The organism is Pyxidicoccus trucidator, from assembly GCF_010894435.1.
Classification (GTDB): Bacteria; Myxococcota; Myxococcia; order Myxococcales; family Myxococcaceae; genus Myxococcus; species Myxococcus trucidator.
In genome coordinates this window covers 26,906-50,648 of the sequence record NZ_JAAIXZ010000035.1, presented here as the reverse complement: position 1 = coordinate 50,648, position 23,743 = coordinate 26,906, and the positions used below count along the sequence as shown (strand labels likewise).

The following is a 23,743-nucleotide window of genomic DNA, read 5'->3' as shown; positions in this document are numbered from 1 at the left end:
CACTTCAGGGGTCGACGTAGAGGTCGAGCAGGACGTCGTCGCCGCCCCCATAGCGGGTGAAGTCGGTGACGCCCTCGGCGCGGAGGACGTCTTCGTCGATGAAGGTGTGCCCGGTGCAGTCGCGCGGCCGGCGCTGGAAGATGGCCACGGCCGCGTCCGCCATGATTTCCGGCGCGCGGGCCCGCTGCATCGACGTGTCGCCTCCGAGCAGGTTCTTCACGGCGGCGGTGGCGATGAGCGTCCGGGGCCAGAGCGCATTCGCGGCGATGCCGGCCTCGGCGAACTCCGCGGCCCAGCCGAGCGTGAGCAGCGTCATCCCGTACTTGGCCAGCGTGTACGCCGGGTGCTTGCCCAGCCAGTGGGGCGCGAGGTTGACCGGCGGAGACAGCGAGAGGATGTGCGCGTGCGGAGAGCGCCGCAGATGCGGTAGCGACGTGCGCGTCAGGAGGAACGTTCCCCGCAGCTGAATCTGCGTCATCAAGTCGAACCGCTTGACGGGCAGCTCCTCCGTCTTGAGCGGCGCGAGGGCGCTCGCGTTGTTCACGCAGAAGTCGATGCCGCCAAAGCGCGCCACCGTCGCATCCACGGCGCGCTGCACGTCCGCTTCTTCACGCACGTCGCCAACCACCGCGAGCGCCTTGCCTCCCGCAGCCTCGATTTCCGCCGCGGCCGTGTGCACCGTCCCTGGCAGCCGTGGGTCCGGGGTGTCGGTCTTCGCCAGCAGCGCGACGTTGGCGCCGAGCCGTCCCGCCGCGACGCCAATCGCCAGCCCGATTCCCCGGCTTCCTCCGGACATCAACAGCGTGCGTCCCGCGAGCGGCTTCGAGGTCATCAGGAGTCCTTTCCGCGCTTGGGCCCCGACTTCGGCGCCCGCGTGTCGTCACGCCCGGGGCCGGCCGTCTGGGCAAGCTGGGGGAACACGTCGCGGACGATGGTGATGAGCGCCTCGCTCAGGAGCAGGTGCGCGTCCTCACGGGAGATTGTCCCGCCGCGAATCCACTCACGGATGGTGGCCTTCACCAGACCCGCGTAGGAGCGCATCATCGCCCTGTGCCGCGCGTCGCTTCCGACCTCGACCTTGAGGCCCAGGAACGCGAGCGTCTTCGAAGAGGCCACGTCGTCCGCCTCCAAGATGAAGCGCTCGACCTCCGGGTCCGAGCCGATGCCTCCCGAGCCGGTGACGGCCACGTACGTCTTGCCATGGACCGCCACCGTGTCGAGGTACCACTCGACACTGCGCTCCACCCGCTGCCTCAGGTTCCCGGTCATGGGCACGCTCTCTTCCAGGCCAGGCATGAGCAGCATCCTCTTCACGACCTTCAAGTAGAGGTCCCGCTTCTGCCCGAAGTAGTGGTTGATAAGGCCCCGGGCGACGCCTGCCTCCCGGGCGATGTCCGTGGTGGAGACGTCCGCGTACGGGCGCTCGCCGAACAGCCGCGCGGCGCACTCGAGAATCTGTTCCCGGCGCGTGTCCGGCTCGAGCCGCTTCCAGCGGGGAGTGGCGGCCTGGCTCATGACTTCTGCTCCAGCCAGGGGAGGAACGCCGGCAGGTCCTGCCCCAGCGTCCGGGGGAACTTCGCGGGACGCTTCTGCAGGAAGGACATCACGCCCTCCACCGCGTCCGCGTTCTGGCCCAGGCTGGCGATGAGCCGGCTGTCGAGCTCGAAGGCGGGCTCGGGCGAAGGCAGCGCGCTCATCCGGTAGAGCTCCTGCCGGATGACGGCCACGGACACCGGGGCGGTGTTCTCCACCAGCTCGCGGGCCAGCGCATAGGCGGCGTCGAGCAGCGCCTCGGGCTCGTGGAGCGAGCGGACCAGGCCCGCGCCGAGCGCCTCTTCCGCGTTGATGAGGCGGCCGCTCACCATCCAATCGAGCGCGCGGCCCATCCCGACGATGCGCGGCAGGAACCAGCTGGAGCCCGCTTCCGGATAGATGCCACGCCGGCTGAAGACGAAGCCGAAGCGGCTGTCCTTCGAGGCGAGGCGGAAGTCCGCGGGGAGGATCATCGTCGAGCCCACGCCCACCGCGGCGCCGCGCACGGCGGCGATGACCGGCTTGCGCAGCGCGAACATCCGGCGCGTCACCCGCGTCGCCGGCTCCACCCAGCCGTGCGCCAGCGTCTCCTCATTCATCACCTCGAGCGACTTGCCGCTGAGGTCCGCGCCCACGCAGAAGTCCCTGCCAGCACCGGTGAGGACGACCACGCGCACGTCTTCATTCGCATCGGCGGCGTCGAGCGCGTCACCGAGCTCGTCCGCCATGGTCACTGTGAAGCCATTGCGCGCTTCAGGACGGTGCAGTTCCAGGGTGGCAACCCGGTCCGCGAAGGAAGACCGGATGTGTTGGTAGCTCATGGAAGGAGCCTCCGTGCTCCTGTGAGGGTGATGATGGGAAGTTGTTGGCACAGTGTCAACAAGAACGGCCGCTCGGCGGCCTGTCTGCCTTTCGACGGATTGCGTCATGCGTTAGGTAGGGTGGCATGACTCGGACCCTCGGCGCCCACGGGCCCGCCGTCTCTTCGTTGGGCCTTGGACTCGCCGCGCTCGGTCGGCCGGGCTACATCACCCTCGGCCATGGCGGCGACTTCGGTGGGGAGCGCACCGTCTCGGCCATGGAGCGCCAGGCCCACGCGGTGCTCGACGCCGCGTATGACGCCGGCCTCCGCTACTTCGACGCTGCCCGCTCGTACGGGCGCGCCGAGGCCTTCCTTGCCTCCTGGCTCGCCGAGCGGAACCTGCGTCCCGGGGACGTCACCGTGGGCTCCAAGTGGGGGTACACGTACACCGCCGACTGGCAGGTCCAGGCCGAGCACCACGAGGTGAAGGACCACTCGCTGGCCACACTCCAGCGGCAGCTCGGGGAGAGCCGCGCGCTGCTCGGGCCGCACCTGGCGCTGTACCAGGTGCACTCCGCCACCTTCGAGAGCGGCGTGCTGGACGACACCGCTGTCCTCTCCGCGCTGGCGCGGCTGCGCGAGCAGGGCGTCGTCGTAGGACTGTCCCTCAGCGGTGCCTCGCAGGCGGACGTGCTGCGGCGCGCGCTGAAGGTCCGCGTGGACGGCGCGCCGGTGTTCTCCTGCGTGCAGGCCACGTGGAACCTGCTGGAGCGCTCCGCCGGGCCCGCGCTCGCGGAGGCCCACGCCGCGGGCTGGGGCGTCATCGTCAAGGAGGCCGTGGCCAATGGCCGGCTCACCTCACGCGACACGAGCGCGGAGCTTCAGCCCCTGCGGGCGCTGGCGTCCGAGCGGGGTGTGACTCCGGATGCGCTCGCGCTCGCGGCGGTGCTGGCGCAGCCGTGGGTGTCCGTGGTGCTCAGCGGCGCTTCCACCGTGGAGCAGCTCCGGGACAACGTGGCCGCGCGCTCCGTGCAGTGGAGCGCGGACCTGGACACACGGCTGCACGGATTGGTGGAGGCGCCTCGCGCGTACTGGGCGAAGCGCTCCTCCCTTCCGTGGAACTGAGACACCGTGCCTACTTCGCCGGGGACACGCGGTCCGCGCCCTGCCGCTCGAGCATCCACTGCGGGTACTCGGCCGGGAGCTTCGAGGCGGCGTCGAGCTTCGCGAGCTGCTCGGGCGTGAGCTTCAGCGTGGTGGCCAGGAGGTTGTCTTCGAGCTGCTGCTCCGTCTTCGCGCCGATGATGATGGTGGTGACGTGCGACTGGTGCAGCAGCCACGCGAGCGCCACGCGCGCCACGGAGACATCGTGCTCCTTCGCCACGCCGTCCATGACCTCGACGACGTCATAGGCGCGCTCCTTGTTGATGGGCGGGAAGTCGAACGCGACACGGCGGGAGCCCTCGGGCCCCTGCTGGTCGCGGCGGTACTTGCCGCTGAGGAAGCCACCGGCCAGCGGGCTCCACACCATGAGGCCCAGGTGCTGGTCCTTCATCAGTGGCACCAGCTCGCGCTCCAGGTCGCGTCCGGCGATGGTGTAGTAGGCCTGCAGGGACTCGAAGCGGGAGAGGCCGCGGTGCTCGCTGATGCCGAGCGCCTTCATGAGCTGCCACGCGGCCAGGTTGGACGCGCCGAGGTAGCGCACCTTGCCCTGGTGCACGAGGTCGTCGAGCGCGCGCAGCGTCTCGTCCAGCGGCGTGACGGGGTCGTAGCCGTGAATCTGGTACAGGTCGATGTAGTCGGTGCCCAGGCGCTTCAGGCTCGCGTGCACCGAGTCCATGATGTGGCCACGTGACAGGCCCAGCTCGTTGACGCCCGGCCCCATGCGCCCGCGGACCTTGGTGGCCAGCACGACGCCGGAGCGCTTCGCCCCCAGGGCCTTGCCGAGGAGCTGCTCCGAGGCGCCGTTGGAATAGACGTTCGCGGTGTCGAAGAAGTTGATGCCCGCGTCCAGGGAGCGGCCCACGAGCTTGTCGGCCTCCGCCTGGCCCTGCGTGCCAATCGCCTTCCAGATTCCCTCTCCGCCGAAGGTCATGGCTCCGAAGCACAGCTCCGAGACATAGAGGCCGGTGCGGCCCAGCTGCCGGTAATTCATGTGCGTGCCACCTCGCGTGTCCTGCTTGGGAAATGCGGGGGCAAGATGTAACGGGGCGGAGTGGACGGCGCAGCCCTCATGGCCGCTGCGCTTCCTACATTTCGCCCCAGAGGTAGGCCAGCTCCAGCTCGGCGGCCTCGAAGGGCTCGGCGCGAACGAGGGCCGGGCCCGAGTGCGTGGCGTGCAGCGAATAGTCCGTGCCCTCCAGGCTGAACACCTCCAGCGTGCGCGCCTCGGGGTCCATCAGCCAGACATGTCGCACGCCCTCGCGTGCGTACACGGGCAGCTTCACCTTCCGGTCCAGGGCTTTCGTGGAGGGCGAGAGCACCTCGCAGACCCAGTCCGGCGCGAGGGTGTAGGCCGCGGTCCTCGGAGGCCTGGGCATCCGCTCGCGGCGCCAGCCGGCCAGGTCCGGGACGAGCACGTCCTCTCGCAGGTGCAGCTCCGGCTCGATAAGGAGGATCCAACCTCCGGGCCCATTTCTTCCCCGGTCGAACGGACCTCCCAGCTCGATTTCCAGCCGGGACGCCGCGATCGTATGCGGCCCAGCCGGACGGGGACTGGCATGCAGCGCTCCGCCGATGAGCTCCCCGACCACGTTGTCGGGGAGTGCCTCCAGGTCCGCGTAGGTGGCTGGTTTTCGTTCCATGACTGCCCCATGTTCCCCGACGCCCGTCTCCAGTTCCATGGAGGGGCAATAACAGCCGGGTCTGACGTGTCAGGGAGGTGACTCGCGGCCCTTCCTCATAGGTTGTCCCTGAAGGCGGAGTGATGCAAGGCGCCCTTCGTGTTTCCCGGCGAGGTGTACTGACTCGCGCCGTTGTCACCGCTGTCCACGGCGTTGACAGTGACGTGCCCGTGGCCCCCGTGAGGCCCTGAGGTTCCGCACGGTTGGAGCGCCGCGCGGCCCTGGCCGCCCGGTTGCACAGGGGCCGGGTATGACCGCCGCCTTCTACCTGCTGCTCGCCATCGGACTGCTGGGCGCCTTCGACGTCCTCTACTTCCACACGTGGCGCGGCCGTCTCCAGGAGCGCGCCGAGTGTCAGCGTGAAGTCCTCTGGCACACCGTGCGCCACCTCATCTACGGGCTCCAGTTCCTCTGGGTGCCGCACCTGCGCTTCCAGGGCCTCGCGCTGGGACTGCTCGCGGTGCTCTACGCGTCCGACGTCTTCGTCGCCTGGGCCGATGTCTGGGAGGAGCGTGACAGCCGCGCGCCCCAGGGTGGCCTGCCTCGCGGCGAGTACTTCATGCACGTGGTGCTCAGCGTGCTCGTCGGGCTGTACCTCATGTCCATCTTCCATGCCGTGTGGCCGGACCGACTCCTGCCCACGGGCCTGCGCGTGGCCCCTCCCTCCGTCCCCGTGGCCCTGCGCACGCTGATGACGGTGATGGGTGTGGTGGCGCTCGCCTCGTTCGCTCGGGACCTGTTCCGGTGGTTCGCCTTCCGCCGCGTGCCGGTGGCGGCGCTCCCGAAGCAGCCGCCTCCGCGCCGCATCGTGGTGGAGGCGCTCATCCCCGCCCCCGTCGAGCGGGTGTGGGAGCGCACGCAGGAGCCGGAGCTGCACACGGCCTGGGACGTGCGCTTCACGTCCATCAAGTACCTGCCCGAGCAGGACGCGCGCGGCTTCCACCTCATGGACTACCGGACGCACCTGGGCTTCGGACTCGAAATCAAGGGCTGGGGCCGCTACCTCGCGAACACGCCCCTGGTGCGCTCCACCTTCGAGTTCGGCTCGGACGACTTCCGCAGCGTCATCCTCAAGGGCCGCGGGCTGTGGCTCTACGAGCGCCGGCCCGAGGGCACCTTCTTCAAGACGGTGTTCGACTACCAGACGCGGCACGGAGTCGCGGGGGAGCTGCTCGACGCGGCGCTGTTCCGCCCCGTCATGCAGCTGGGCACCGAGTGGGGCTTCGAGACGCTGCGCCGCTGGTGCGCGGGGGAAGAGGGTGCGCTGGCTCGGGGTCGCTCACGGTGGCGGTTCGCCCTGTTCTTCCTCTCGCGCGTGCTGGGCAGGGCGCCGGCTCCTGGTGCGGCGCGGAGCTGGCTCGGCTCCGGCAATGAGCACCGGGCGCCGGGCGCGGCGACGGACTGTGGAGAACTTGTGGAGGTGTCGCCATGAGCGGGGCAGCCGTGGCGGAGCTGGCTGCTGGCGCTTCGTCCCGGAGCAAGACGGAGCGGCTCGGGCGAAGTGGTGCGCAGCGTGAAAGCGCGTGTGAGGTCTGCATGGCGACCCCGGACACCCACGACTTCGCCTCGGAGTCCTCGATGGCGGGGCAGGGGCGGGCGCACGAAGCAGGCCCTCTCTTCGTGGAGGGCCTTGCTCCCTCCGAGCTCGCCGACGCCCGGAAGTGGCTGCCCGGTACCGCCTCGACGGAGGACCTCCACGCCTTCGTCCTCCGCCAGCGCGCGTCCCGCAGGTGTGTCGCGCTGCTCGCGGACTTCTACCGTGCCCACCCGTGCCGCATGGCCCGGGTGCACCTGCTCGTCGCCAGCGCCGTGGCCCTGGGCCGCTTCTGGGGTGTGTCCGCTCCGTTCGCCCGCCTGGGCGCGGCCGTGTTGCCGGTGGATGCCCAGGGGCGGCCTCGCACCACCGCGTGGGCCTCGTATGCACGGGCCTGCGAGGAGAATCTCCCCCTGGAGATTCGCGAGGAGCGGTGGATTGAGGCCCACATGCGGGATGCCTCCGAGGCTCGGGAAGCGGGACACGAAGCGGCCTTCCTCGCGGAGGCCCGGGCCCATGACGGCGAGCCACTGTGGCGCCTGCTCGTACAGCACCTGGAGATGACGCTCGGCTCCCGCTTCTTCGACCAGCCCGCGCTCGCGGGCGCCGTGTCGGGTGAGGCGGCCATCGCCCACGGCATGGCCCTGACACTGGGGCGGCTGTTGCGCGCCGGGTGGAGTCTCCTCCAGCACTACGCCCTCGCCACCGCGCGAGCAGTGCTCATCCCCCGCTGGCCCGGACTGCCAGGACTCGTGGATGAGCGGCGAGCGGCCTGGCTGCTCCTCTCCAGCTTCATCACCGCGTGGGCCGCGGCCGGGGTGTATCGCCGGGGCGTGCGCGCCCTTCACTGGGGACAGCGCGTGGGTGCGGCGGAGGCCTGGCCCCTGCTCGCGGCCACGCTCGGTGAAGGCGTGACGCGGGTGGACCCGCGCGTGGTGCGCTTCTACAGCAACCCCGGTGCCTGGGCCGTGCGCGCCTCGGTGGAGCTGCGCACGCGTATGGCCCGGCGGATTGCATGGGTGGCCACCCGGCTGCTCGGGCAGGGCGTCTCCGAGCACGGGGCCCAGGCCTTCCCCTCGCGCTTCCGCACCTTCCGCCGCGTCGACGGCTCCATGCACTTCGTCCGCGAGCTGTACTGCGATGGCGTGCTGCGCGTGTTCGACTCCGACTTCGTCGTGCGCAAGGGCCGGCTCTACGAAGTCTTCCTCGAGCACGGCCTGGAGGTGGAACTGGACGTCCGTGTACTGGAGGACGGCGGCGTCTCCCTGAAAGGCCGCCGCGTGCGCTGGCATGGACTGCCGGTGCCGCTGTTCGGACTCTGCGTCGAGTTCCGCACCCACCCCGCCCCGGATGGCTCCGAGCACGTGGACATCATCGGCACGCTGTCCCCCGAGGGCCTGCATGAGACTCCGCTGGGCCGCATCCACTACGAGGCCTGGAGGGACGAGGTCCGCGCGACACAGGCTCCAGCGAAGGCCTGAGCGGGAACACGTCCACAAGTTCTCCACAGTGCCCTCGCACCGCACACCTCACTCACGTAGCCGCGTGCCGGGCGCTCATGCCCGTCGCTTGCCTCCGCCTCGCGTGTGGCCTCGGGGACGTTGGGGTCCCAGGTTCCGCACCGGCACGGCGCGCCGGATTCTCGGAGTCGCCCGCTGCCTGCCCACGTCCTCGAACGTGAGGTCCACGAAGGGCGCATCCTCGTCCTGCACCGTGGTGCTCAGCGCGCACCGGGCCTGGAGCCGCTCGTTCGTCGGTGTATGGGGAATGCCGTTGTATGTGCCACTGAAGGCGGAGATGACCGCGCACCGCTGACGTCCATCCGGCGGCTGCTCGGGAAGGATGGCGTCGAAGAGGTCTCCCTCCGGCGTCCCGTTGTGGCTCCCGTGGTGGCTCACCTTGAGGAAGTGCACCGGCTTGAGCACGCCGTGCTTCTTCATCGTCTTCCAGCTCCGCAGCTCCGCGTCCCCCGCGAAGAGCAGCCGCCAGCCCCGCCACTCCAGGCTGAAGACGATGCTCGTGTTGTTCGCCGCCTTGTCGATGGCCAGCAGGTCATCTCCCAGTCCCCGGCGCCGCCATGTGAGCAGGTTGTAGAAGGCGCTCGCGTCCACTCCGGGCGGAGGCGCCGGCACGTTGAGCGACACCTCCCCTCCCGGCTTGCGCTCCAGGCCCAGCGCCACCGGGAAGAACCTCCCGTAGTAGTCGCTGGTGTCCTCCTCGGGTGCCCAGACTTCCAGCCGCGCCTCCTTGAACGGATGCGTCCCTTCCAGCGGCGCGCCTCGGTGCACGTAGTGCGTGTGCTCGGCCAGGCCTCGCAGGTACTCCACGCACGCTTCCGTCCTCCGGTAGTCGTTGTTGAGCAGGATGGACGGCACCGCCCGGCGCGCGGCCTCGGGCCTCAGCCGGAGGTACTCCCGCAGGTCGTCATAGAGCGCCTTGCGCAGCGCGAGCTGCTTCGCCGACTCGGGATGCCGCTCGTAGTAGTCCGGCGCCGCCGACGCCGTCAGCCACGCATGACGCGGCTTCAGCCGCTCCCGCAGTCCTCCCTCGTACAGGCGCCCATCCGCGTAGAACAGCCCCTGCACATGGTCCAGGTGCTCGTGCGTCATCACGTAGAGGTCCAGCGGCGCGCCATCCAGCTCCGCGAGCACGTCGTCGAGCACCGGCTGGAACACCGTGTCCGCCCCGCCCGCGCCCGTCTGCACGTTGCCCACGTCGATGAGCAGGTGCCGCACCGTGGTGACGCCCGTCTCCGCGTCATGGTCCGGCACCGACACGAGCAGCGCGTCGCCGAACCGCACGTTGTACGTCCGCACTCGCAGCGCTTCCATCATCCACCCCCGTTCTGGAAGCGGTCGGCCACCAGGTGAAGCATGTGCGCCGTGCCCACCACCCGCAGGATTCCACCGGAGACCTCCGCCTGGACGGCATGGCACAGCGGCTTGCCGTCGGGCCCGAGCGCCTCGTCACCCACGCGCAGCAGGTCCTCGTCCATCAACCGCCGCAGCATCCCGTCGCGGTCCACCTTCCGCGAAGGCTTCCGGTCCGACGTGAGCAGCGACCGCACCCGCCGCGTCTCCCAGTCGATGACCAGCGTGGTGCCGAAGGTGACCTGCCTCACGTCGGGCAACCCACCGCCGGGCAGTACGTCGGGCTCGTCCACCTTCCAGGAGACCTTGAAGATGCACTCGCGCACACGCCGCCTGCCGTGCTCGCCTCCGGAGTAGGAGAGCTTCTCCACCACGAGCCTCGGAGCGATGTGGAAGGACACTCCGCGAGGAATGCGAAGGAAGCCGCGGTGCCGGTTGGCGAAGGCGTACGCGGCCCAGTCGCTCTTCGCCAGCGTGTCCAGGTCCACGTGGGCGAGGCAGGGGTGCTCGAAGTCGGTCCGCACCTGCAGCTCGCGGGCGTTGCGGACGATGCCCCTCCGGACGAACTCGTAGCACAGCCACTCGCGCTGCTCTCCGCTGTCCGGATGCGACGCCTGGTCCGCGGTGAGGATGGCCCTCCCCAGGTCCGCGAACGACACCTCTCCCGGCGGCAGGTAGTCCAGCCCCCGGTACAGGCTGCGCTTGAAGCGAGACGCCGCCACCGCCAGCGCCTTGCCCGACACCCGCCGGCGCGCGTCCTGCCAGGCCTCCCAGGAAACGAAGCCCAGCTGCGCCAGCGGAGGCGCGGGCGAGTCCTCGGGAGGCAGCGCCTGCCGGGCCGTCTCCGCTGGAGCCACCAGCGAGGGCCGCGCCTGGTCCTTGCGCGCGAACTCGTCCTTGAGCGCCTCGTGCAGCCGCAGCATGACGCTGTAGAGCGCGCCGGAGAGCACCTCGCTCAGCGCGTGCGGCTCCAGCGTGGAGACGACGTCCTCCGGCCTGCCCCCTTCAATGGGCTTCAGCGTCTTGTCATTGAGCAAGTCCCTCAGGGGGCCCCGCTCACTGCCCAGCGCCTTGCCGAACTGCTCGCCAATGGCGCTGAACGCGCCGGAGCTGGCGATGCTGCCGCCCTGCGTCCGCAGCACCTGCCGCACCAGCGGCCGGCACCGGAAGGCGGCGAGCGCCGCGGTGAGGTCCGCCACCGACTCATGCAGCGCGAGCGCCTGCGGCGACAGCGCGTGGTACAGGTCCGGGAGAATCCCATCCAGCACCGCGTGCGCCGTCTCGTGCGCGATGATGTCCTGCGACTGGCAGGTGTAGATGCACTCCTCCCCGCCCCCCTTCAGCCGCGGGTGGTGGAAGTAGAAGAACTGCAGGCTGCGGGACTCGCGCTGGTAGAAGGCGTTCGCCCACTCGCCCGCCCGTGGCACCACGAGCAATTGCGAGCCCTCGAAGGCCCAGCACACCTTGCGGCCGAGCGCGTCGTCCTCTTCGAACATCTCCAGCGTCCGCAGCACCGCGCCGAAGACGCTCACCTGGATGATGTCGGCCGAGTCCAGCCGCTCCGGTTCCTGGAGGCGGAACGTCCCCGGCTCTCCCTCGCGCTCGGGCGGCTGGTAGCGCGCGCCCCGCCTCAGCCTGCCGGTGCGCGCGTCCAAATCCAGCACCGCCACGCGCGGCGACACCGGCCCGTCCAGCACCACGTCCTCGCTCTTGAGGCGTACCCATTCCAGGGGAGGAAGGCTGCGCTCCTCCGCGGCGACAGGGTCCTGCACCAGGACCGGGATGCGGACTTCGACGGCCATGCCTTCCCCCACGTGTGCCTGCTCATCGGAGGGAGCCACGGACGCCGCGATGTGACGGGCCCAGGTGCCAGGAATCCAGGCGCTGCTCTCGACGCCAGCCTGGAGAGCGCTAAGGTGCGGCACCCAACATGAAGCCACTGCTCCTATCGGTGCTGTCCACCATCAGCGTCATCCTCGCTGTCACGGGCCTGGGCGTCCTCGTGTGGGGCCTCCGCCGGATGCAACAGATTGCGCGCACGGCGGACTGGCCCACCACCGAGGGCACCATCCGCTCATCGACGGTGACGTCGCGCGAGGTCGCTCCCATCAACGCGGAGACGAGCTACGACGACGATGCTCCGAAGCCCGCGCCGCAAATCCTCTACCGCCCGGAGGTGGAGTACACCTACACCGTGGACGGGCAGAGCTACACGGGCACCTCCCTGGGCAAGGACGTCGTCGAGGTCAGCAGCAAGCAGCACGCCCAGGCCCATGCGGCGCGCTACCCCCGCGGCACGCCCGCCAAGGTCTTCTATGACCCGGAGGACCCGAGCCAGGCCGTGCTCGAGCCCGGCGTCCAGGCCACGTCCTGGGCCGTCCCGGGCGCAGGCATCGCCTCCATCGCCGTGGCCACCGCCATGTACTTCGTCATCCGCTGGTTCAGCGGCCGGTGAGGGCCACCGCGGGCCCGCACGGCCCGTGTGGGATGTACGCGCACCCGGGTTGGAGATCCAAAAGATCCAACCCCACGCAACCCGGCGCTACATCCCCCCGACAATGGCTCAAGATTTAAATTCCTGACCTGGAGCTTCCGCAAATGACCACCAAGAGCCTCCGCGGCTTCAACTTCCTCGGGCTGACCAAGAGCCTCAAGCAGTCCACGCCCGCCAAGACCCAGACGGCGCCGCAGAAGAACCAGGTCGCGACGCAGCCGGACACCAACAAGCAGGGCGGGCTGACCAAGGACGGCCGGTACCAGAACAGCTTCCAGGCCGGGAGCTCGACGACCCGCACCTTCAACAAGAGCTACTCGAACGGCGACACCAGCGACCTCTTCACCCCCAACGCCAACCAGAGCAAGGTGGGGAAGCTGGCCGGGAAGCTCCCGGGCGTGACGCTGGCCGAGGGCTCCTTCGAGAAGAGCGCCGCTGCCTACAAGGCCGCCGGCAGCTTCGGCAGCCCCGGTAGCATCGCCCAGGGCCAGGGCAGCATCTCGTTCGCCGAGGCCTCCGTCAGCGGCTCCGGCAAGGTCTCCCTCGAGGGTGGCGCGCTGAAGGCCACCGGCCAGCTGCAGGCCGCCGCCACGCTGCTGAACGCGCAGGGCTCGGTCAAGATTGGCAAGGGTGACTACAACCTCACCGCCCAGGGCGAGGCGTATGTCGGCGCCAAGGCCAAGGTCAACGGCGAGCTGGTCATCGACCCGGCCAAGGGCATCTACGCCGCCAAGGTCGGTGGCGAGGCCTTCGCTGGCGCCCGCGCGGGTGCCGAGGCCAACGTCAACCTGGGCAAGTTCGGCAGCGTCGGTGCTCGCGCCGAGGCCTGGGCGGGTGTGGGTGCCTCGTTCAACGCCGAAATCGGCTTCAAGGGCGGCCGCCTGAAGGCCCGCTTCGACATCGGCGCCGCGCTCGGCATCGGCTTCAAGATTGGCTTCAACGTCGACATCAACCTGAAGGGCATCGCCGACACCGTCAAGAAGGTCATCGAGAAGCCGGTCGAGATCATCAAGGACGTGGCGAAGAGCGTCGGCAAGTTCTTCAAGAGCCTGTTCTAGTCAGCGCTCCCCCTGCAGACCCACACCCCCGGGCGCGAGTCGTCCGCGGTGCCTTCCAGGCGCCGCGGGCCTCGCGCCCTCTGTTTTCCGGGCACTGCCCACCCCTGGCATACTCCCCGCCATGACCACCCAGAGCATGCAGGCGTTGTTGAAGGCCGGTGAGGTCGACAAGGCTCGGGCGCTCGCCGAGAGCGCCCTCAGCAAGAACAAGGACGACCGTGTAGCGCTGCTGACGCTCGCGAAGCTGGCCTCGGTCGAAGGGGACTGGGCACGCGTGGAGACGTTGGTGAACCAGGCCACCCGCGGCGGCGTGGAGGACCCGGACTCCCTGCTGGTGAGGGCAGCGCTGGCCACGTCGCGCGGAGACGACGAAGCGGCCCGCAACCTCTATACGCAAGTCATCCGCGAGGCGAAGCCCCCTCGCGCCGAGGCGCACTTCGGCCTGAGCTACATCCTGGGCGGGCTGGACGACTTCCCGGGCGCGCGCAAGGAGCTGGAGAAGGCGGTGCAGCTGGAGCCCGACGTGGCCCAGTACCGCTTCAACCTGGCCCGCGTGCTGCTGGCGCTGGAAGAGCTGCAGCTGGCGCTGCCGCACCTGCAGCGGGCGCTGGAGCTCAACCCGCTCAACCCGCCCGTCTACGTGGTGTGGACCATCGTGCTGCAGCAGCTCGGCGAGCTGGAGCAGGCGGAGGACCTGCTGCGCCAGGGCCTGAAGCTGCTGCCGGACAACGCGGAGCTGCTCAACTCGCTGAGCAGCGTGCTGGCCGCGCGCGGCAACCCGTCCGAGGCCTTCGGCATCGTGAAGAAGCTGGCCGTCCAGTTCCCGGACGATGCGGCCGCGCAGGGGAACCTGGCGCGGATGATGATGGCCACCGGGCACCGTGACGAAGCGCTGGAGGTCTGCCGGGCGCTCGGGCGGCGCGGGCTGTCCACGGCGCAGACGAAGTCCATTGAAGCGATGGTGCTCGAGGCCAATGAGCCGCCCGACATCGAGGGCGCCGTGGGGGCCTGGCGCGAGGCCATGGACCTGGACCCGGATGACTGGTCCTCCGCCAACAACCTGGGCAACCTCCTGTTCCGCTGGGAGGAAGGCGACCCCGACGAGCGGCTGACGGCGGCCAGCGAAATCCTCGAGGAGGCGCGCCGCCGCGCTCCCAACCGCGTGGAGCCGCTGCTCAACCTGGCCCTCGTCACCGCGCGCAAGGGTGACAAGGCGAAGGCGAAGGCGCTGGCCCAGGACGTCCTCAAGCGGGCCCCGGCCGGCGAGAAGGAGCTCCGCGAGCAGGCGGAGCGCCTCATCAAGACGCTCGGCTGAGCATCGGAGTGAGCAGCGCGGGGGGCACCGGATCGGCGCCTCCCGCGAAGCTCCACCGAGGTCAGCGCACCCCGTGCTCGTGGTGGCCGTGGCCCGGCCCGCCGAAGGTGCCCGGCCACGGCTCCTGCGCGGGCAGCACCCCCGGCATGGCGAAGCGCAGGAAGCGCGCCTGGCTCTCGGCGAACGGCGGGTCGCACTCGCCGCACGTGGAGGCGCCTTCCATCAGCAGCAGCCCGCCGGGTGCCAGCTCCAGCCGCTGGGGCGACGAGCGCGGCAGGTACGAGAGCGGGCACTGGAAGGACTCGCTCCCGTCCTTCGCGCTCACACCCACCAGCAGCCGTTGGTTGTTTCCTCCCACCGCCGTGGTGAGCACCAGCGTCTCCGGCGGCAGCCCCTCACCCACGGGCCACGTGGCCAGCTGCAGCTCCTTGGTGTTGAGGCTCTGTCCCTGCTTCAGCGTGTACGTCCACACCGGGCCCAGCGCGGGCAGCCCGTAGCCCGTGAGCTGGGTGGGGGCGGTGGAGCCTCCACCGCCCGGGTTCACCGTGGTGCCCGGCGCGCTGGGCACCACCACCTCGCGCGTGGCCACCAGGCGGCCGAACTCCTGGGGAATGGAGCCCACCGGCGCGCCGTCACCCGTGCTCAGGGCCTGCATGCCGTGCTCGGGCATCAGCAGCCCGTTCACCACCGCCAGCTCGCCGGCGCGGAAGTTCTCCATCTTCTTCCAGCGCGGCACCCCGTCCGAGGAGAAGGCCATCAGCAGCGTGGGCGACCCCGGCTGCAGCGGCGCTCCCACGTTGAGCGTCCGCGAGAAGGACACATACAAGTCCCCCACCGAGTCCGACGCCAGGCCGAACGGGTGCGGGTGGTTGCACTCGGACAGCAGCGGGTCCGTCAGCTCCTGCGCGGACACCATGCGGCCATAGGCGTCCAGCACCACCAGGAAGTACATGCGGCACAGCGTGTCGCGAGGCCCGTTGGCCGGGTAGGCCTCGAAGAGGGCGGCCAGCCGGTCCGGCGCCATCACCGCCAGCCGCGCCAGGAAGAGCGTCAGCGTCCGCTGCGCGAAGTCCGGCCGGGCCTGCGACAGGGTGAAGGTCCACCGCGGTGCGCCCGTGGTGCGCTCCAGCAACGACACCGTGCCGTCCTGTGGCAGGTCCATGCACAGCAGCCGGTCGTTCCACAGCATGCAGCGCCGGGCCGAATTGACGGAGCGCACCGGCGACTCGCTCGCCGCATCCAGCAGCGGGTAGGCGTAGAAGCCCGACAGCGTCACGTCGCCCTCGGGCCCCACCAGCATGTCGTGCAGCTCCTCGCCCGTGGAGCGCGCGTCGTACGTCCAGTCCACCGCCAGGGGCACCGTGCCGGGGCGCTCGCACACCTCACCCTTGCACCGGCCCTCACCCTGGCACGGGCTGGCCGACGCGCACACGAAGCCGTCCGGCAGGTCCTGGCGGGTGCACCGGCCCTCCACGCACACGTCCGCGCTGTCACACGTGCGCACCGGGCCGCAGAAGGCTCCATCCGACGCGGGCTTCAGGCCACAGCCCTTCACCGGGTCGCACGTGCCCACCTGGCACTTCCCATCCCCCGGGCACGGCGGCGCCGGCACCGTCTGACAGCCGTCCAGCGCGTGGCACACGTCCGTGGTGCACGCGTTGCCGTCGTCACACGCTCGCTCGCGGCCTTTGCACCGGCCCGCCTGGCACGTGGCCTCGACGAGGCACGAGTTGCCCGGGTCGCAGACGGTGCCGTCCGGCTGCACCGACTCCACGCACTGCTCCAGCACCACGTCGAAGGTGGCGGTGAAGCACTTCACCGAGGAGCACTCCGGTATCGGCTTCGCCTCGGCCGCCAGCACCAGTTCCACGCGGCCGCCGTCCGAAGCCGTGCCGATGACGGTGATTTCATACGTGCCCGCCGCGGAGGGCGCGAAGCGCAGGCGCACCGGCACCTCGCCCGCCTGCACCCGCACGGGCAGCGCGTCCAGCAGCGAGAAGGGCGCCGTCACCTCCGTCCAGGTGACGTCCAGTGGCGCGCGACCGCCATTCACCACCCGCACCTCCGCGTCGCGCGTGGTGCCGGGGTAGGTGGCGGGGAAGTCCACGCGCGGTGCGGACAGCCGCAGCCGGCCCACGGCGCCCACCAGCGGTGGCTCGTCGCGGCAGGCCAGGCCCGCCACCAGCACCACCGCCAGCAGGATGACCGTCCGTCCCACCCCGCCTGCCCTCGTCGCGCGCGCCATGGGTGCCTCCCCGGAGACGTCGCGTATAGCCCCCGCGCGGCAAGGATGCGAGGGGGGCACCCTGGAAGCGCGGCCGCTGTCCGCCAGCCGCATACCCCCTTTCGGCTGCTGAACGGTCCACCCTGTAGACTGCGCGCCGCCTCCCACCTGGAGCTGTCTCCATGTCCGCCCTCCGCCCCGCCCTCGCGCTCGCCGTGCTCGTCCTGCTGGCCGCGCCCGTCTCCCGCGCCGCGGACGACGTGCCCCGCACCCTCTCCTTCCAGGGCCGCCTGGTGCGCGCGGACGGCACCCCGGAGAGCACGCCCCAGGACCTCACCTTCTCCCTCTACGCCACCTCCACGGGCGGCAGCCCGCTGTGGCAGGAGCGTCACCCCGCCGTCACCGTGACGAACGGGTATTACGCCGTGGTGCTCGGCTCCGCGCTGCCGCTCCGGTACGACCTGGCCGACGGCAGCGCCCTCTACCTGGGCGTCGCGCTCACCGGCCAGTCGGAGCTCACCCCGCGCCTGCAGATGGCCTCCGTGCCCTTCGCCCTGCGCGCCCAGGACAGCCAGCGCCTGGAGGGCCGTGCCGCCGCCACCTTCGCCAGCGCCACCCACGGCCACCCGACGGCCACGCCCTCGACGGCCGGCTTCCTGTCCGCCGCGGACAAGGCGAAGCTGGATGAGCCCGAGCCCACCTACAGCGACGGCCTCAGCGCCACGGGCACGCCCCTCACCGTGCGCGTCAGCTTCCCGACCTCGGGCGGCACCAACGGCACGGCCCGCGTCGCGGCCCGCTCGGACCACGCGCACGCTGCGGCCAACGCGACGGCCGCGGGCTTCATGTCGGTCGCGGACAAGGCGAAGCTGGACGCGGCCCCCTCCTTCGGGGACGGGTTGAACGTCAGCGCTGGCACTCCCGCCACCGTGAGCGTCAATTTCTCCAGCTCGGGCGGAGCGAATGGCACCCAGCGCATCGCGGCCCGCGCGGACCACTCGCATGCGAGGCCCTCGCTGACGTGCACCCACCGTCAGGCCACGGGCAATGACGCGGGGGACAGCGGCAACTCCGTCGCGTGGTGTGCCGCCAACGAGGTGCTCACCGGCGGCGGCTGCACCGGCCTGGACATCGCTCCCGGCGTCGCCTTCATGCCCACCGGACTCACCGTCGAGAGCGGCGCCACGTCCACGGGAGGCCCGGGCTACCGCTGCCGCAACAGCGGCTCGAATCCCCCGGCGCCCACCGCGTACGCCATCTGCTGCCGCATCCCCTGAGGCACTCCGAAGCGAGGGGCGTGCACACGCGAATGACGAGGCGCGCCCTCCTACTTCCCGCGACAGTGGAGACTTCAAACACTTCAGGGTTGTAGCTGGACGTGCCGGTGATTTTTTCAGGTGCGTCCGTCACGAGTCTTCGCAACCGCGCGGAATGGCTGGACTGCACGGGGGTACGGTTCTGGCAACTGGCGTGGGACATGATCTCCGCCGATTCCGCTGGCGCCGCTCAGTCGTCCCAGGCCTTCACCGTGCTCATCCCACGTGGACTTCAGGCCACGGTGGATGGGTTGCCGGCGGAGGCCCGGCAGGAGCTGCTGGCCGAGCTCTTCCGCATGGCCGCCCTGGCGCAGCAGGAGCGCAGCCTGCTTCCCTCCGCCTCACCCTACACGCTGCGCCTGGACCTGGCGGGCTGTCAGGTGAGCGTGGAGTTGGACCCGACGCGCTCGCGCCTCACGCTCGCCGGGCTGGTCCGCGCCCGGGCGCTGGCCTGAACCCGGTGCTCCGCCACCACGAGTCTCTCTGAGATGTCACGCCGGGCCGGATACGAAGAATCCTGGGACCTGACCTACCTGGTCGAACAGCTTCGAGAGCTGATTGGCCGAGACCTCGACCTGGACGCGGAGCTGGCCGACGAGCTGGAGGAGACGCTGGACAGCCTGGTGCAGCGCAACCTGCGCCTGCGCGGCCTGCAGCGCATGGCGAACGCGGAGCGCGAGCCGGATGACCTCGCCATCCTGCGCGGCGCGCTGGAGAACATGGACCGCGAGCTGCTGCACCGCCTGCCCCACCTGCTGGACCGCCTGCGCGCCGCACTCACATGAGCGCGAGGCTTCCCGCTCAGGGAACGACGCCTGGATAGAGCGTGTGCGTCGGACCCTGCATCGGCCCTCCGCCAATGCCTCCGCCCACACTGCCCCGGCCGGACGGAAGGATGGCGGCCGCCGGCGAGACGCCCTGGGCCTCTCCGCGCACGGGCCCCTCGCAGCGTCCGGAACGGCAGCCCTCGAGTCCCTGGCAGGACCGCCCCGCTCCGCACGTCACCTCCAGGCACGCACCCGCGCGGCACACCTGGCCGGAGGGGCACGCGGGCACCGCGGCACACGCGTCACCGGACGTGAGACAGGTGCCCGCGCGGCACGTCTCGCCCGCGCCGCAGTCCGCGCTGGAGGTGCAGGCCAGCGCCGAGCAGGCACCGTCGCGACACACCTGCTGGGCCGGGCAGAGGACCGCCGCGCAGCCGGAGGTCGGCACACAGCGGCCGTCGGTGCCACAGCGTTCGTCCGACTCGCAGTCGAAGTCGCCCGAGCAGGAGATGCTCCGGCACACGCCGCCCGGCCGGCACACCGTGGACTGCGGGCAGGCGACGCCCAGGCACGTGTCATACGCACACGCGGACTCCACGCAGCGCTCCGTCGGGAAGCACGCCACGCCGGAGCCACAGCCCACACGCCCGCAGGCGCCGTCGCGGCACCGCTCGCCCGACTGGCACGTCACGCCCAGGCACGAGGGCTCCACGCACGAGCCCTGCTCACACACCTGCCCCGTGCCGCACGCCACACCCCGGCACGTGGTGGCGAGGCATCGGCCCTCCACGCACGCCTGTCCACCGGGGCACGCCACGCTCGCGCACAGGTCCGGCGCCACGAGGGCCGGAGTCTCCTCGCAGGCGCTCACCGTCAGCAGCACCCCGAGCAGCACGCCCAGGGTGCACACCCGTGAGAGGCATATAAAGGAGGGGGCTCGCCCACGGCTGCGCTCGCTGTCCATGCCGATGCGGCTCCCGTCCCAGCTCGTGTTCATGGCAGCCGCTCCGTGCGGTCCGCGGCAGGCAGCGCGAGCGGCTCCGGCTGGCTGAGCACCACGCCCAGCACCACGCCCGCCGCGGCGGCCAGCCCGACACCGCCGACCACGAAGGGCCACAGCGGACGGCTCCCGTCCTCCTCATGCACCTCCGGGACGGGACGGGCCGGCTCACGAGCCGCCGCCACCGCCGGCGGAGGTGCCTCCATGGCATCGAACCGCAGCGGCGCTCGCATGCTGCCCCGCTCGAACAGGATGGCGCCGCCGGCATCCCTCGCCATCGCATACGCCTCCACCGCGCGCGCCGGGCCCGCCTTCACCGACACCGGCCCGGGCGGAGCTCCCACCGCCGCGGTGAAGCCCGCCGCGCCCGGCAGCCGCACCGCCACCAGCACCTCCACCGCCACCCGCCGAGGCTGGTCCAGCGTCGCCACCACCCGCCCGTCCGGCAGGCGCTCCACCGTCAGCACCGGGCGTTGGCCCTGGAGCGCCTTGCGCGCGGCCTCGAACGGGGCGCGAATCTTCGGCCCCAGCGACGCCTGCACCTGCGCCTCCGGGTCCAGCACCAGCAGAACCTCGAAGGCCTCCTGGGCGGCCTGGCGCTGCCCCATGAAGGCGCGGGACATCGCCAGCCCCCTCCATGCGTCCAGCCGCTCCCCGAGGCTCCCAGGGGCAGCCAGGGCCGCCTGGAAGGCTTCCGCGGCGGTGTCGAACTCCAGCGCGTCGAAGGCCCGCTCGGCTCGCGTCAGCGGCGGCTCCGCGCCCCAGGCCGAAGCCGCGCACAGCCAGAGCAGGAGGAAGAGGGCGCGCACCGGTTCGCCACTCTACAGCCCTGTCGCGGCGACTCCACATTGGGGAAGTCCCCAGCCGACGACTGCTTCTTCTATAGGTTCATAGAGGTATTGATCTAACGGTAGTAGAAGCAGGGAGCCCGGAGTTGGGGACAAGTCAGCAAGCTCGCGGGATGACTGAGGAATTTGCTCCCTGCTACATGTGGGTAAGTTGGAGGTTTCCCCCGGCCTCCCACAGGTGTTGATCCACGCCCCCGCTTCTCCACAACCCCACCCCCCTTGTCCACAGGCCGTCCACAGGAGCCCGGGGGATTCGGGAGCCACGGGGGGTGGCGGCGAAATGTCACGGGACGTCCGCCCCGCACAAGCCTGTTATCGTCTGTGCCGGTGACGGTCCCCGGGAGCGGGGCGCGGGCGGAGGATTTCCCCATCGACTTGTATCGGGGCGAGCGCATCGGGAAGTACGAGGTCGTCACCCAGCTCTCCGTAGGGGGCATGGCCGAGCTGTTCCTCGGCTTCACCTCGGGGCCGGGCGGCTTCCGCAAGTACGTGGTCATCAAGCGCATCCTCCCGGACGTGCGCGACAACGAGCAGTTCGAGCGCATGTTCCTGGACGAGGCCCGCATCACCGCGGCCTTCAACCACCCCAACATCGCCCAGGTGTTCGACCTGGGGCAGGAAGACGACGGGCTCTACCTGGCCATGGAGTTCATCGCCGGGCAGAACCTGAACCAGATTACGGGCGGGTGCCTGCGCAAGAAGCAGCAGATGCCCATCGGCTTCACGCTGTCGGTGGCACGCGACGTCTGCATGGCGCTGCACTACGCGCACACCTTCACCGCGGCCTCGGGCGAGCCCAGCCCCGTCATCCACCGCGACGTCGCGCAGAAGAACGTCATGGTGACGTACGACGGCGTGGTGAAGCTGCTGGACTTCGGCATCGCCAAGGCGAAGGGCAGCCTCGAGCGCACCAGCGCCGGCACGGTGAAGGGCACCACCGGGTACATGTCCCCCGAGCAGGTGCGCGGCGACAAGCTGGACGGCCGCAGTGACTTGTTCTCGGTGGGGGTGATGTTGCACGAGCTCATCACCGGGGCGCGCCTGTTCGCGGGCAAGAACGAGCGCGATGAGATGATGAAGATTCTCGAAGCGCCCATCCCCTGGCCCTCGCACGTGGCGCCGCACGTGCCGGAGGAAGTGTCCAAGGTGGTGATGCAGGCGCTGGAGCGCAGCCGGGAGAAGCGCTTCCTCAACGGCCGGGACATGGCACGGGCGATTGAGGCAGCCGGTGGGCGGCTGCTGATGGACTCGGACCACCGGGCGTCGATGATGAAGGAGCTGTTCGCCGAGCGGATGGCGGCCACGCGCTCGCTGCTGGAGAGCGCGGAGGGCACGGCCAACAGCTCCATGGTGGACAAGGCGAAGCGGGCGCTGCGGGCCGATGACGGGCCGTACCTGCCGGAGCGGGTGGATGAGTCCACGCCGCAGAACGGCGTGTCCGCGGTGCCGCGCAAGCCGTCGCGCCGGGCACGGGCGACGGGGAAGCAGCCGGCCATGGTGGCGGACACGGCGGAGACGGAGCGCAAGCCGTCGAAGCTGGCGAACGTGCTGTGGGGGCTGGTGCTGCTGGCCATCGTCGTGGGCGGAGGCTTCGGAGCTTGGCGCCTGTCGCAGGTGCTGAACGCGACGGTGGAGCCCGTGCCGGAGCCCGAGGAATTGCGCACGTTCCAGGATGGCCCCCAGCTCCCCGTCTACCGGGAGCCGGGCACGGACGGGGGCACGGCGGTGGCGCAGGTGAAGGTGGAGCCGTCTCCGCCGGTGCGGGAGGACAAGGACGGGGATGGGACGAAGCCGGAGCGGGGCTCCGAGCCCGTGGTGCGGGGCAAGGGGAAGTTGACGCTCGTGGTGACGCCGGATGCGGAAGTGTACCTGTCCGGCAAGAAGAAGAAGCTGGAGAAGAGGCTGGGGCGCACGCCGATGTTCAACGTGGCGCTGCCGGTGGGTGAGAACAAGCTCGTCATCGTCGGACCTGACGGGAAGCATCGCCGGCTGTCGGTGCCCATCGAGCCCGGCAAGACGGAGAAGCTTCGCCTGGCGCTCACGGCGATTCCCGAAGGGTGAGGTCGTAGGGAAGGGAATGAGGGGCACCCGGAGGCGTCCTCCGCTATCCTCGCGGCCCCAACTTTCTCCCCGGACTGCATGGCCGCGCTCAACATTGGCTTCCTGATGGACCCGCTCGAGATGGTGCGGGTGAACCACGACTCCACGTTCGCGCTGATGCAGGAGGCCCAGAAGCGTGGCCACCAGGTGCGCTACTTCGAGCAGGGCTGGCTGCGCTTCAACGGCACCTGCGCGGAGGCGCGCATGCGCCACGTCACGGTGCGCGCGGAGCAGGGACGGCACTTCGACGTGCTCGACGAGGCGGCGCATCCCCTGTCCACGCTGGACGTGCTGTTCATGCGCAAGGACCCGCCGGTGGACACGGAGTTCCTCCACGCCACGCAGCTGGTGGAGCTGTGCGGAGACCGGGCGCCCGCCTTCATCAACCACCCGGCCGGCATCCGCGACGCCAACGAGAAGCTCTTCGCGCTGCGCTACCCGGACCTGATGCCGGACACGCGCATCACCCGCGAGCTCCCGGTGCTGATGGACTTCATTGCCCGCAATGCGCAGGGCACCATCCTCAAGCCCATCGACGGCTTCGGCGGCAAGGGCATCCTCTTCCTGTCGCCCACGGACCGGAACGCGCGCTCCGCGGTGGAGCTGCTCACCTCGGGCGGTCGCGAGGCCGTCGTGGCGCAGGCGTACATCCCGGAGAGCCGCCTGGGCGACAAGCGCATCCTCCTGGTGGACGGCGAGCCGGTGGGCGGCGTGCTGCGCGTGCCCTCCGAGGACGACCACCGGGGCAACATGGCCGCTGGCGGCCTTCCCCGGAAGGCGGTGCTCACTCCCAGGGACCTGGAGATCTGCGAGCGGCTGAAGCCCGAGCTCCGCAGGCGCGGGCTGCTGCTGGTGGGCATCGACGTGCTCGGGGACTACCTCACCGAGGTGAATGTCACGAGCCCCACGGGCCTGGTGGAAGCGAACCACCTGGACTCTGTGTGCGTGGAGGCGAAGGTGCTGGACGTAGCCGAGCGCCTGGCAGCCGAGCGCAACGCCCGGTAGCCGGCAAGGCACTTCACGGCACGGCATCCGGGAG

The 23,743-nt window shown here is 70.5% G+C and carries 21 protein-coding genes; 11 read left to right on the top strand and 10 right to left on the bottom strand.

The features are described from left to right. Window positions 1–4 precede the first annotated feature (4 nt). The 3 genes from G4D85_RS47425 to G4D85_RS47415 are packed head-to-tail and all read right to left on the bottom strand — an operon-like array spanning window position 5 to window position 2,354. Window positions 5–832, bottom strand: a complete 828-nt coding sequence (locus tag G4D85_RS47425; RefSeq protein ID WP_164021568.1) for an SDR family oxidoreductase — start codon at window positions 830–832, stop codon at window positions 5–7. Further along, window positions 832–1,515, bottom strand: coding sequence for a TetR/AcrR family transcriptional regulator (locus G4D85_RS47420; protein ID WP_164021566.1), 684 nt, complete (start codon window positions 1,513–1,515; stop codon window positions 832–834). The genes G4D85_RS47425 and G4D85_RS47420 overlap by 1 nt, the downstream gene beginning before the upstream one ends. Next, window positions 1,512–2,354: an enoyl-CoA hydratase-related protein gene (locus G4D85_RS47415; RefSeq protein WP_164021564.1), complete on the bottom strand. Its 843-nt coding sequence runs from the start codon at window positions 2,352–2,354 to the stop codon at window positions 1,512–1,514. The genes G4D85_RS47420 and G4D85_RS47415 overlap by 4 nt, the downstream gene beginning before the upstream one ends. 125 nt (window positions 2,355–2,479) lie before the next feature. Here G4D85_RS47415 and G4D85_RS47410 point away from each other — a divergent pair, with 125 nt between their 5' ends. Next, the gene (locus G4D85_RS47410) at window positions 2,480–3,460 is read left to right on the top strand and encodes an aldo/keto reductase (protein WP_164021562.1); all 981 of its coding nucleotides are present in this window, start codon (window positions 2,480–2,482) and stop codon (window positions 3,458–3,460) included. Between the two features lie 10 nt (window positions 3,461–3,470). Here G4D85_RS47410 and G4D85_RS47405 read toward each other — a convergent pair whose 3' ends face one another. Beyond that, on the bottom strand, window positions 3,471–4,490 hold the full coding sequence (locus G4D85_RS47405; RefSeq protein ID WP_164021560.1) for an aldo/keto reductase: 1,020 nt from the start codon (window positions 4,488–4,490) through the stop codon (window positions 3,471–3,473). A 94-nt stretch (window positions 4,491–4,584) separates the two neighbouring features. Next, window positions 4,585–5,139: a Uma2 family endonuclease gene (locus G4D85_RS47400; protein WP_164021558.1), complete on the bottom strand. Its 555-nt coding sequence runs from the start codon at window positions 5,137–5,139 to the stop codon at window positions 4,585–4,587. A gap of 289 nt (window positions 5,140–5,428) precedes the next feature. Here G4D85_RS47400 and G4D85_RS47395 point away from each other — a divergent pair, with 289 nt between their 5' ends. Both G4D85_RS47395 and G4D85_RS47390 read left to right on the top strand, forming a co-directional pair. Next, window positions 5,429–6,610, top strand: coding sequence for an SRPBCC family protein (locus G4D85_RS47395; protein WP_164021556.1), 1,182 nt, complete (start codon window positions 5,429–5,431; stop codon window positions 6,608–6,610). Then, window positions 6,607–8,193, top strand: a complete 1,587-nt coding sequence (locus tag G4D85_RS47390; RefSeq protein WP_164021554.1) for a DUF4166 domain-containing protein — start codon at window positions 6,607–6,609, stop codon at window positions 8,191–8,193. Before G4D85_RS47395 ends, G4D85_RS47390 begins: the two co-directional genes overlap by 4 nt. 75 nt (window positions 8,194–8,268) lie before the next feature. On the opposite strand, the gene G4D85_RS47385 is transcribed toward G4D85_RS47390, so the two are convergent. Continuing rightward, complete coding sequence (locus G4D85_RS47385) at window positions 8,269–9,546, bottom strand: ComEC/Rec2 family competence protein (protein ID WP_164021552.1); 1,278 nt, start codon at window positions 9,544–9,546, stop codon at window positions 8,269–8,271. Continuing rightward, window positions 9,543–11,384 (bottom strand): gluzincin family metallopeptidase, encoded by a 1,842-nt coding sequence (locus tag G4D85_RS47380; protein ID WP_164021550.1) that lies wholly within the window; start codon window positions 11,382–11,384, stop codon window positions 9,543–9,545. Before G4D85_RS47380 ends, G4D85_RS47385 begins: the two co-directional genes overlap by 4 nt. 128 nt (window positions 11,385–11,512) lie before the next feature. On the opposite strand from G4D85_RS47380, the gene G4D85_RS47375 reads away from it, so the two are divergent. The 3 genes from G4D85_RS47375 to G4D85_RS47365 all read left to right on the top strand — a co-directional run bounded on the left by G4D85_RS47375 (window position 11,513) and on the right by G4D85_RS47365 (window position 14,449). Beyond that, the gene (locus G4D85_RS47375) at window positions 11,513–12,037 is read left to right on the top strand and encodes a DUF3592 domain-containing protein (protein WP_164021548.1); all 525 of its coding nucleotides are present in this window, start codon (window positions 11,513–11,515) and stop codon (window positions 12,035–12,037) included. A 143-nt stretch (window positions 12,038–12,180) separates the two neighbouring features. Further along, complete coding sequence (locus G4D85_RS47370; RefSeq protein ID WP_164021546.1) at window positions 12,181–13,134, top strand: hypothetical protein; 954 nt, start codon at window positions 12,181–12,183, stop codon at window positions 13,132–13,134. A gap of 121 nt (window positions 13,135–13,255) precedes the next feature. Next, window positions 13,256–14,449, top strand: a complete 1,194-nt coding sequence (locus G4D85_RS47365; protein WP_164021543.1) for a tetratricopeptide repeat protein — start codon at window positions 13,256–13,258, stop codon at window positions 14,447–14,449. Window positions 14,450–14,510: 61 nt separating this feature from the next. Here G4D85_RS47365 and G4D85_RS47360 read toward each other — a convergent pair whose 3' ends face one another. Next, window positions 14,511–16,694, bottom strand: coding sequence for a tenascin-X (locus G4D85_RS47360; RefSeq protein ID WP_164021541.1), 2,184 nt, complete (start codon window positions 16,692–16,694; stop codon window positions 14,511–14,513). Between the two features lie 161 nt (window positions 16,695–16,855). On the opposite strand from G4D85_RS47360, the gene G4D85_RS47355 reads away from it, so the two are divergent. From G4D85_RS47355 to G4D85_RS47345, 3 genes are all read left to right on the top strand, one after another. Then, window positions 16,856–17,950 (top strand): hypothetical protein, encoded by a 1,095-nt coding sequence (locus G4D85_RS47355; RefSeq protein WP_164021539.1) that lies wholly within the window; start codon window positions 16,856–16,858, stop codon window positions 17,948–17,950. Window positions 17,951–18,150: 200 nt separating this feature from the next. Further along, the gene (locus G4D85_RS47350) at window positions 18,151–18,444 is read left to right on the top strand and encodes a hypothetical protein (protein ID WP_164021537.1); all 294 of its coding nucleotides are present in this window, start codon (window positions 18,151–18,153) and stop codon (window positions 18,442–18,444) included. 33 nt (window positions 18,445–18,477) lie between these two features. Then, entirely contained in the window at window positions 18,478–18,774 is a 297-nt protein-coding gene (locus tag G4D85_RS47345; protein ID WP_164021536.1) for a hypothetical protein, read from the top strand. Window positions 18,775–18,790: 16 nt separating this feature from the next. On the opposite strand, the gene G4D85_RS47340 is transcribed toward G4D85_RS47345, so the two are convergent. Further along, window positions 18,791–19,753, bottom strand: coding sequence for a hypothetical protein (locus G4D85_RS47340; protein WP_164021534.1), 963 nt, complete (start codon window positions 19,751–19,753; stop codon window positions 18,791–18,793). Beyond that, the gene (locus G4D85_RS47335; RefSeq protein ID WP_164021532.1) at window positions 19,750–20,565 is read right to left on the bottom strand and encodes a hypothetical protein; all 816 of its coding nucleotides are present in this window, start codon (window positions 20,563–20,565) and stop codon (window positions 19,750–19,752) included. Before G4D85_RS47335 ends, G4D85_RS47340 begins: the two co-directional genes overlap by 4 nt. 474 nt (window positions 20,566–21,039) lie before the next feature. Between G4D85_RS47335 and G4D85_RS47330 the strand changes: the two genes are divergently transcribed. Continuing rightward, on the top strand, window positions 21,040–22,665 hold the full coding sequence (locus tag G4D85_RS47330; protein ID WP_164021597.1) for a serine/threonine protein kinase: 1,626 nt from the start codon (window positions 21,040–21,042) through the stop codon (window positions 22,663–22,665). Between the two features lie 78 nt (window positions 22,666–22,743). After that, entirely contained in the window at window positions 22,744–23,709 is a 966-nt protein-coding gene (gene gshB, locus G4D85_RS47325) for a glutathione synthase (RefSeq protein ID WP_164021530.1), read from the top strand. Window positions 23,710–23,743: the final 34 nt, after the last annotated feature.

What these genes read in the sequence shown, in the direction of transcription:
- G4D85_RS47360 (WP_164021541.1), bottom strand. Translation starts at nt 16,694, where the DNA reads ATGGCGCGCGCGACGAGGGCAGGCGGGGTGGGACGGACGGTCATCCTG.
- G4D85_RS47370 (WP_164021546.1), top strand. Translation starts at nt 12,181, where the DNA reads ATGACCACCAAGAGCCTCCGCGGCTTCAACTTCCTCGGGCTGACCAAG.
- gshB (WP_164021530.1), top strand. Translation starts at nt 22,744, where the DNA reads ATGGCCGCGCTCAACATTGGCTTCCTGATGGACCCGCTCGAGATGGTG.
- G4D85_RS47390 (WP_164021554.1), top strand. Translation starts at nt 6,607, where the DNA reads ATGAGCGGGGCAGCCGTGGCGGAGCTGGCTGCTGGCGCTTCGTCCCGG.
- G4D85_RS47345 (WP_164021536.1), top strand. Translation starts at nt 18,478, where the DNA reads ATGTCACGCCGGGCCGGATACGAAGAATCCTGGGACCTGACCTACCTG.
- G4D85_RS47395 (WP_164021556.1), top strand. Translation starts at nt 5,429, where the DNA reads ATGACCGCCGCCTTCTACCTGCTGCTCGCCATCGGACTGCTGGGCGCC.
- G4D85_RS47400 (WP_164021558.1), bottom strand. Translation starts at nt 5,139, where the DNA reads ATGGAACGAAAACCAGCCACCTACGCGGACCTGGAGGCACTCCCCGAC.
- G4D85_RS47385 (WP_164021552.1), bottom strand. Translation starts at nt 9,546, where the DNA reads ATGATGGAAGCGCTGCGAGTGCGGACGTACAACGTGCGGTTCGGCGAC.
- G4D85_RS47410 (WP_164021562.1), top strand. Translation starts at nt 2,480, where the DNA reads ATGACTCGGACCCTCGGCGCCCACGGGCCCGCCGTCTCTTCGTTGGGC.
- G4D85_RS47380 (WP_164021550.1), bottom strand. Translation starts at nt 11,384, where the DNA reads ATGGCCGTCGAAGTCCGCATCCCGGTCCTGGTGCAGGACCCTGTCGCC.
- G4D85_RS47355 (WP_164021539.1), top strand. Translation starts at nt 16,856, where the DNA reads ATGTCCGCCCTCCGCCCCGCCCTCGCGCTCGCCGTGCTCGTCCTGCTG.
- G4D85_RS47405 (WP_164021560.1), bottom strand. Translation starts at nt 4,490, where the DNA reads ATGAATTACCGGCAGCTGGGCCGCACCGGCCTCTATGTCTCGGAGCTG.
- G4D85_RS47350 (WP_164021537.1), top strand. Translation starts at nt 18,151, where the DNA reads ATGATCTCCGCCGATTCCGCTGGCGCCGCTCAGTCGTCCCAGGCCTTC.
- G4D85_RS47375 (WP_164021548.1), top strand. Translation starts at nt 11,513, where the DNA reads ATGAAGCCACTGCTCCTATCGGTGCTGTCCACCATCAGCGTCATCCTC.
- G4D85_RS47330 (WP_164021597.1), top strand. Translation starts at nt 21,040, where the DNA reads ATGGCCGAGCTGTTCCTCGGCTTCACCTCGGGGCCGGGCGGCTTCCGC.
- G4D85_RS47365 (WP_164021543.1), top strand. Translation starts at nt 13,256, where the DNA reads ATGACCACCCAGAGCATGCAGGCGTTGTTGAAGGCCGGTGAGGTCGAC.
- G4D85_RS47420 (WP_164021566.1), bottom strand. Translation starts at nt 1,515, where the DNA reads ATGAGCCAGGCCGCCACTCCCCGCTGGAAGCGGCTCGAGCCGGACACG.
- G4D85_RS47415 (WP_164021564.1), bottom strand. Translation starts at nt 2,354, where the DNA reads ATGAGCTACCAACACATCCGGTCTTCCTTCGCGGACCGGGTTGCCACC.
- G4D85_RS47340 (WP_164021534.1), bottom strand. Translation starts at nt 19,753, where the DNA reads ATGAACACGAGCTGGGACGGGAGCCGCATCGGCATGGACAGCGAGCGC.
- G4D85_RS47425 (WP_164021568.1), bottom strand. Translation starts at nt 832, where the DNA reads ATGACCTCGAAGCCGCTCGCGGGACGCACGCTGTTGATGTCCGGAGGA.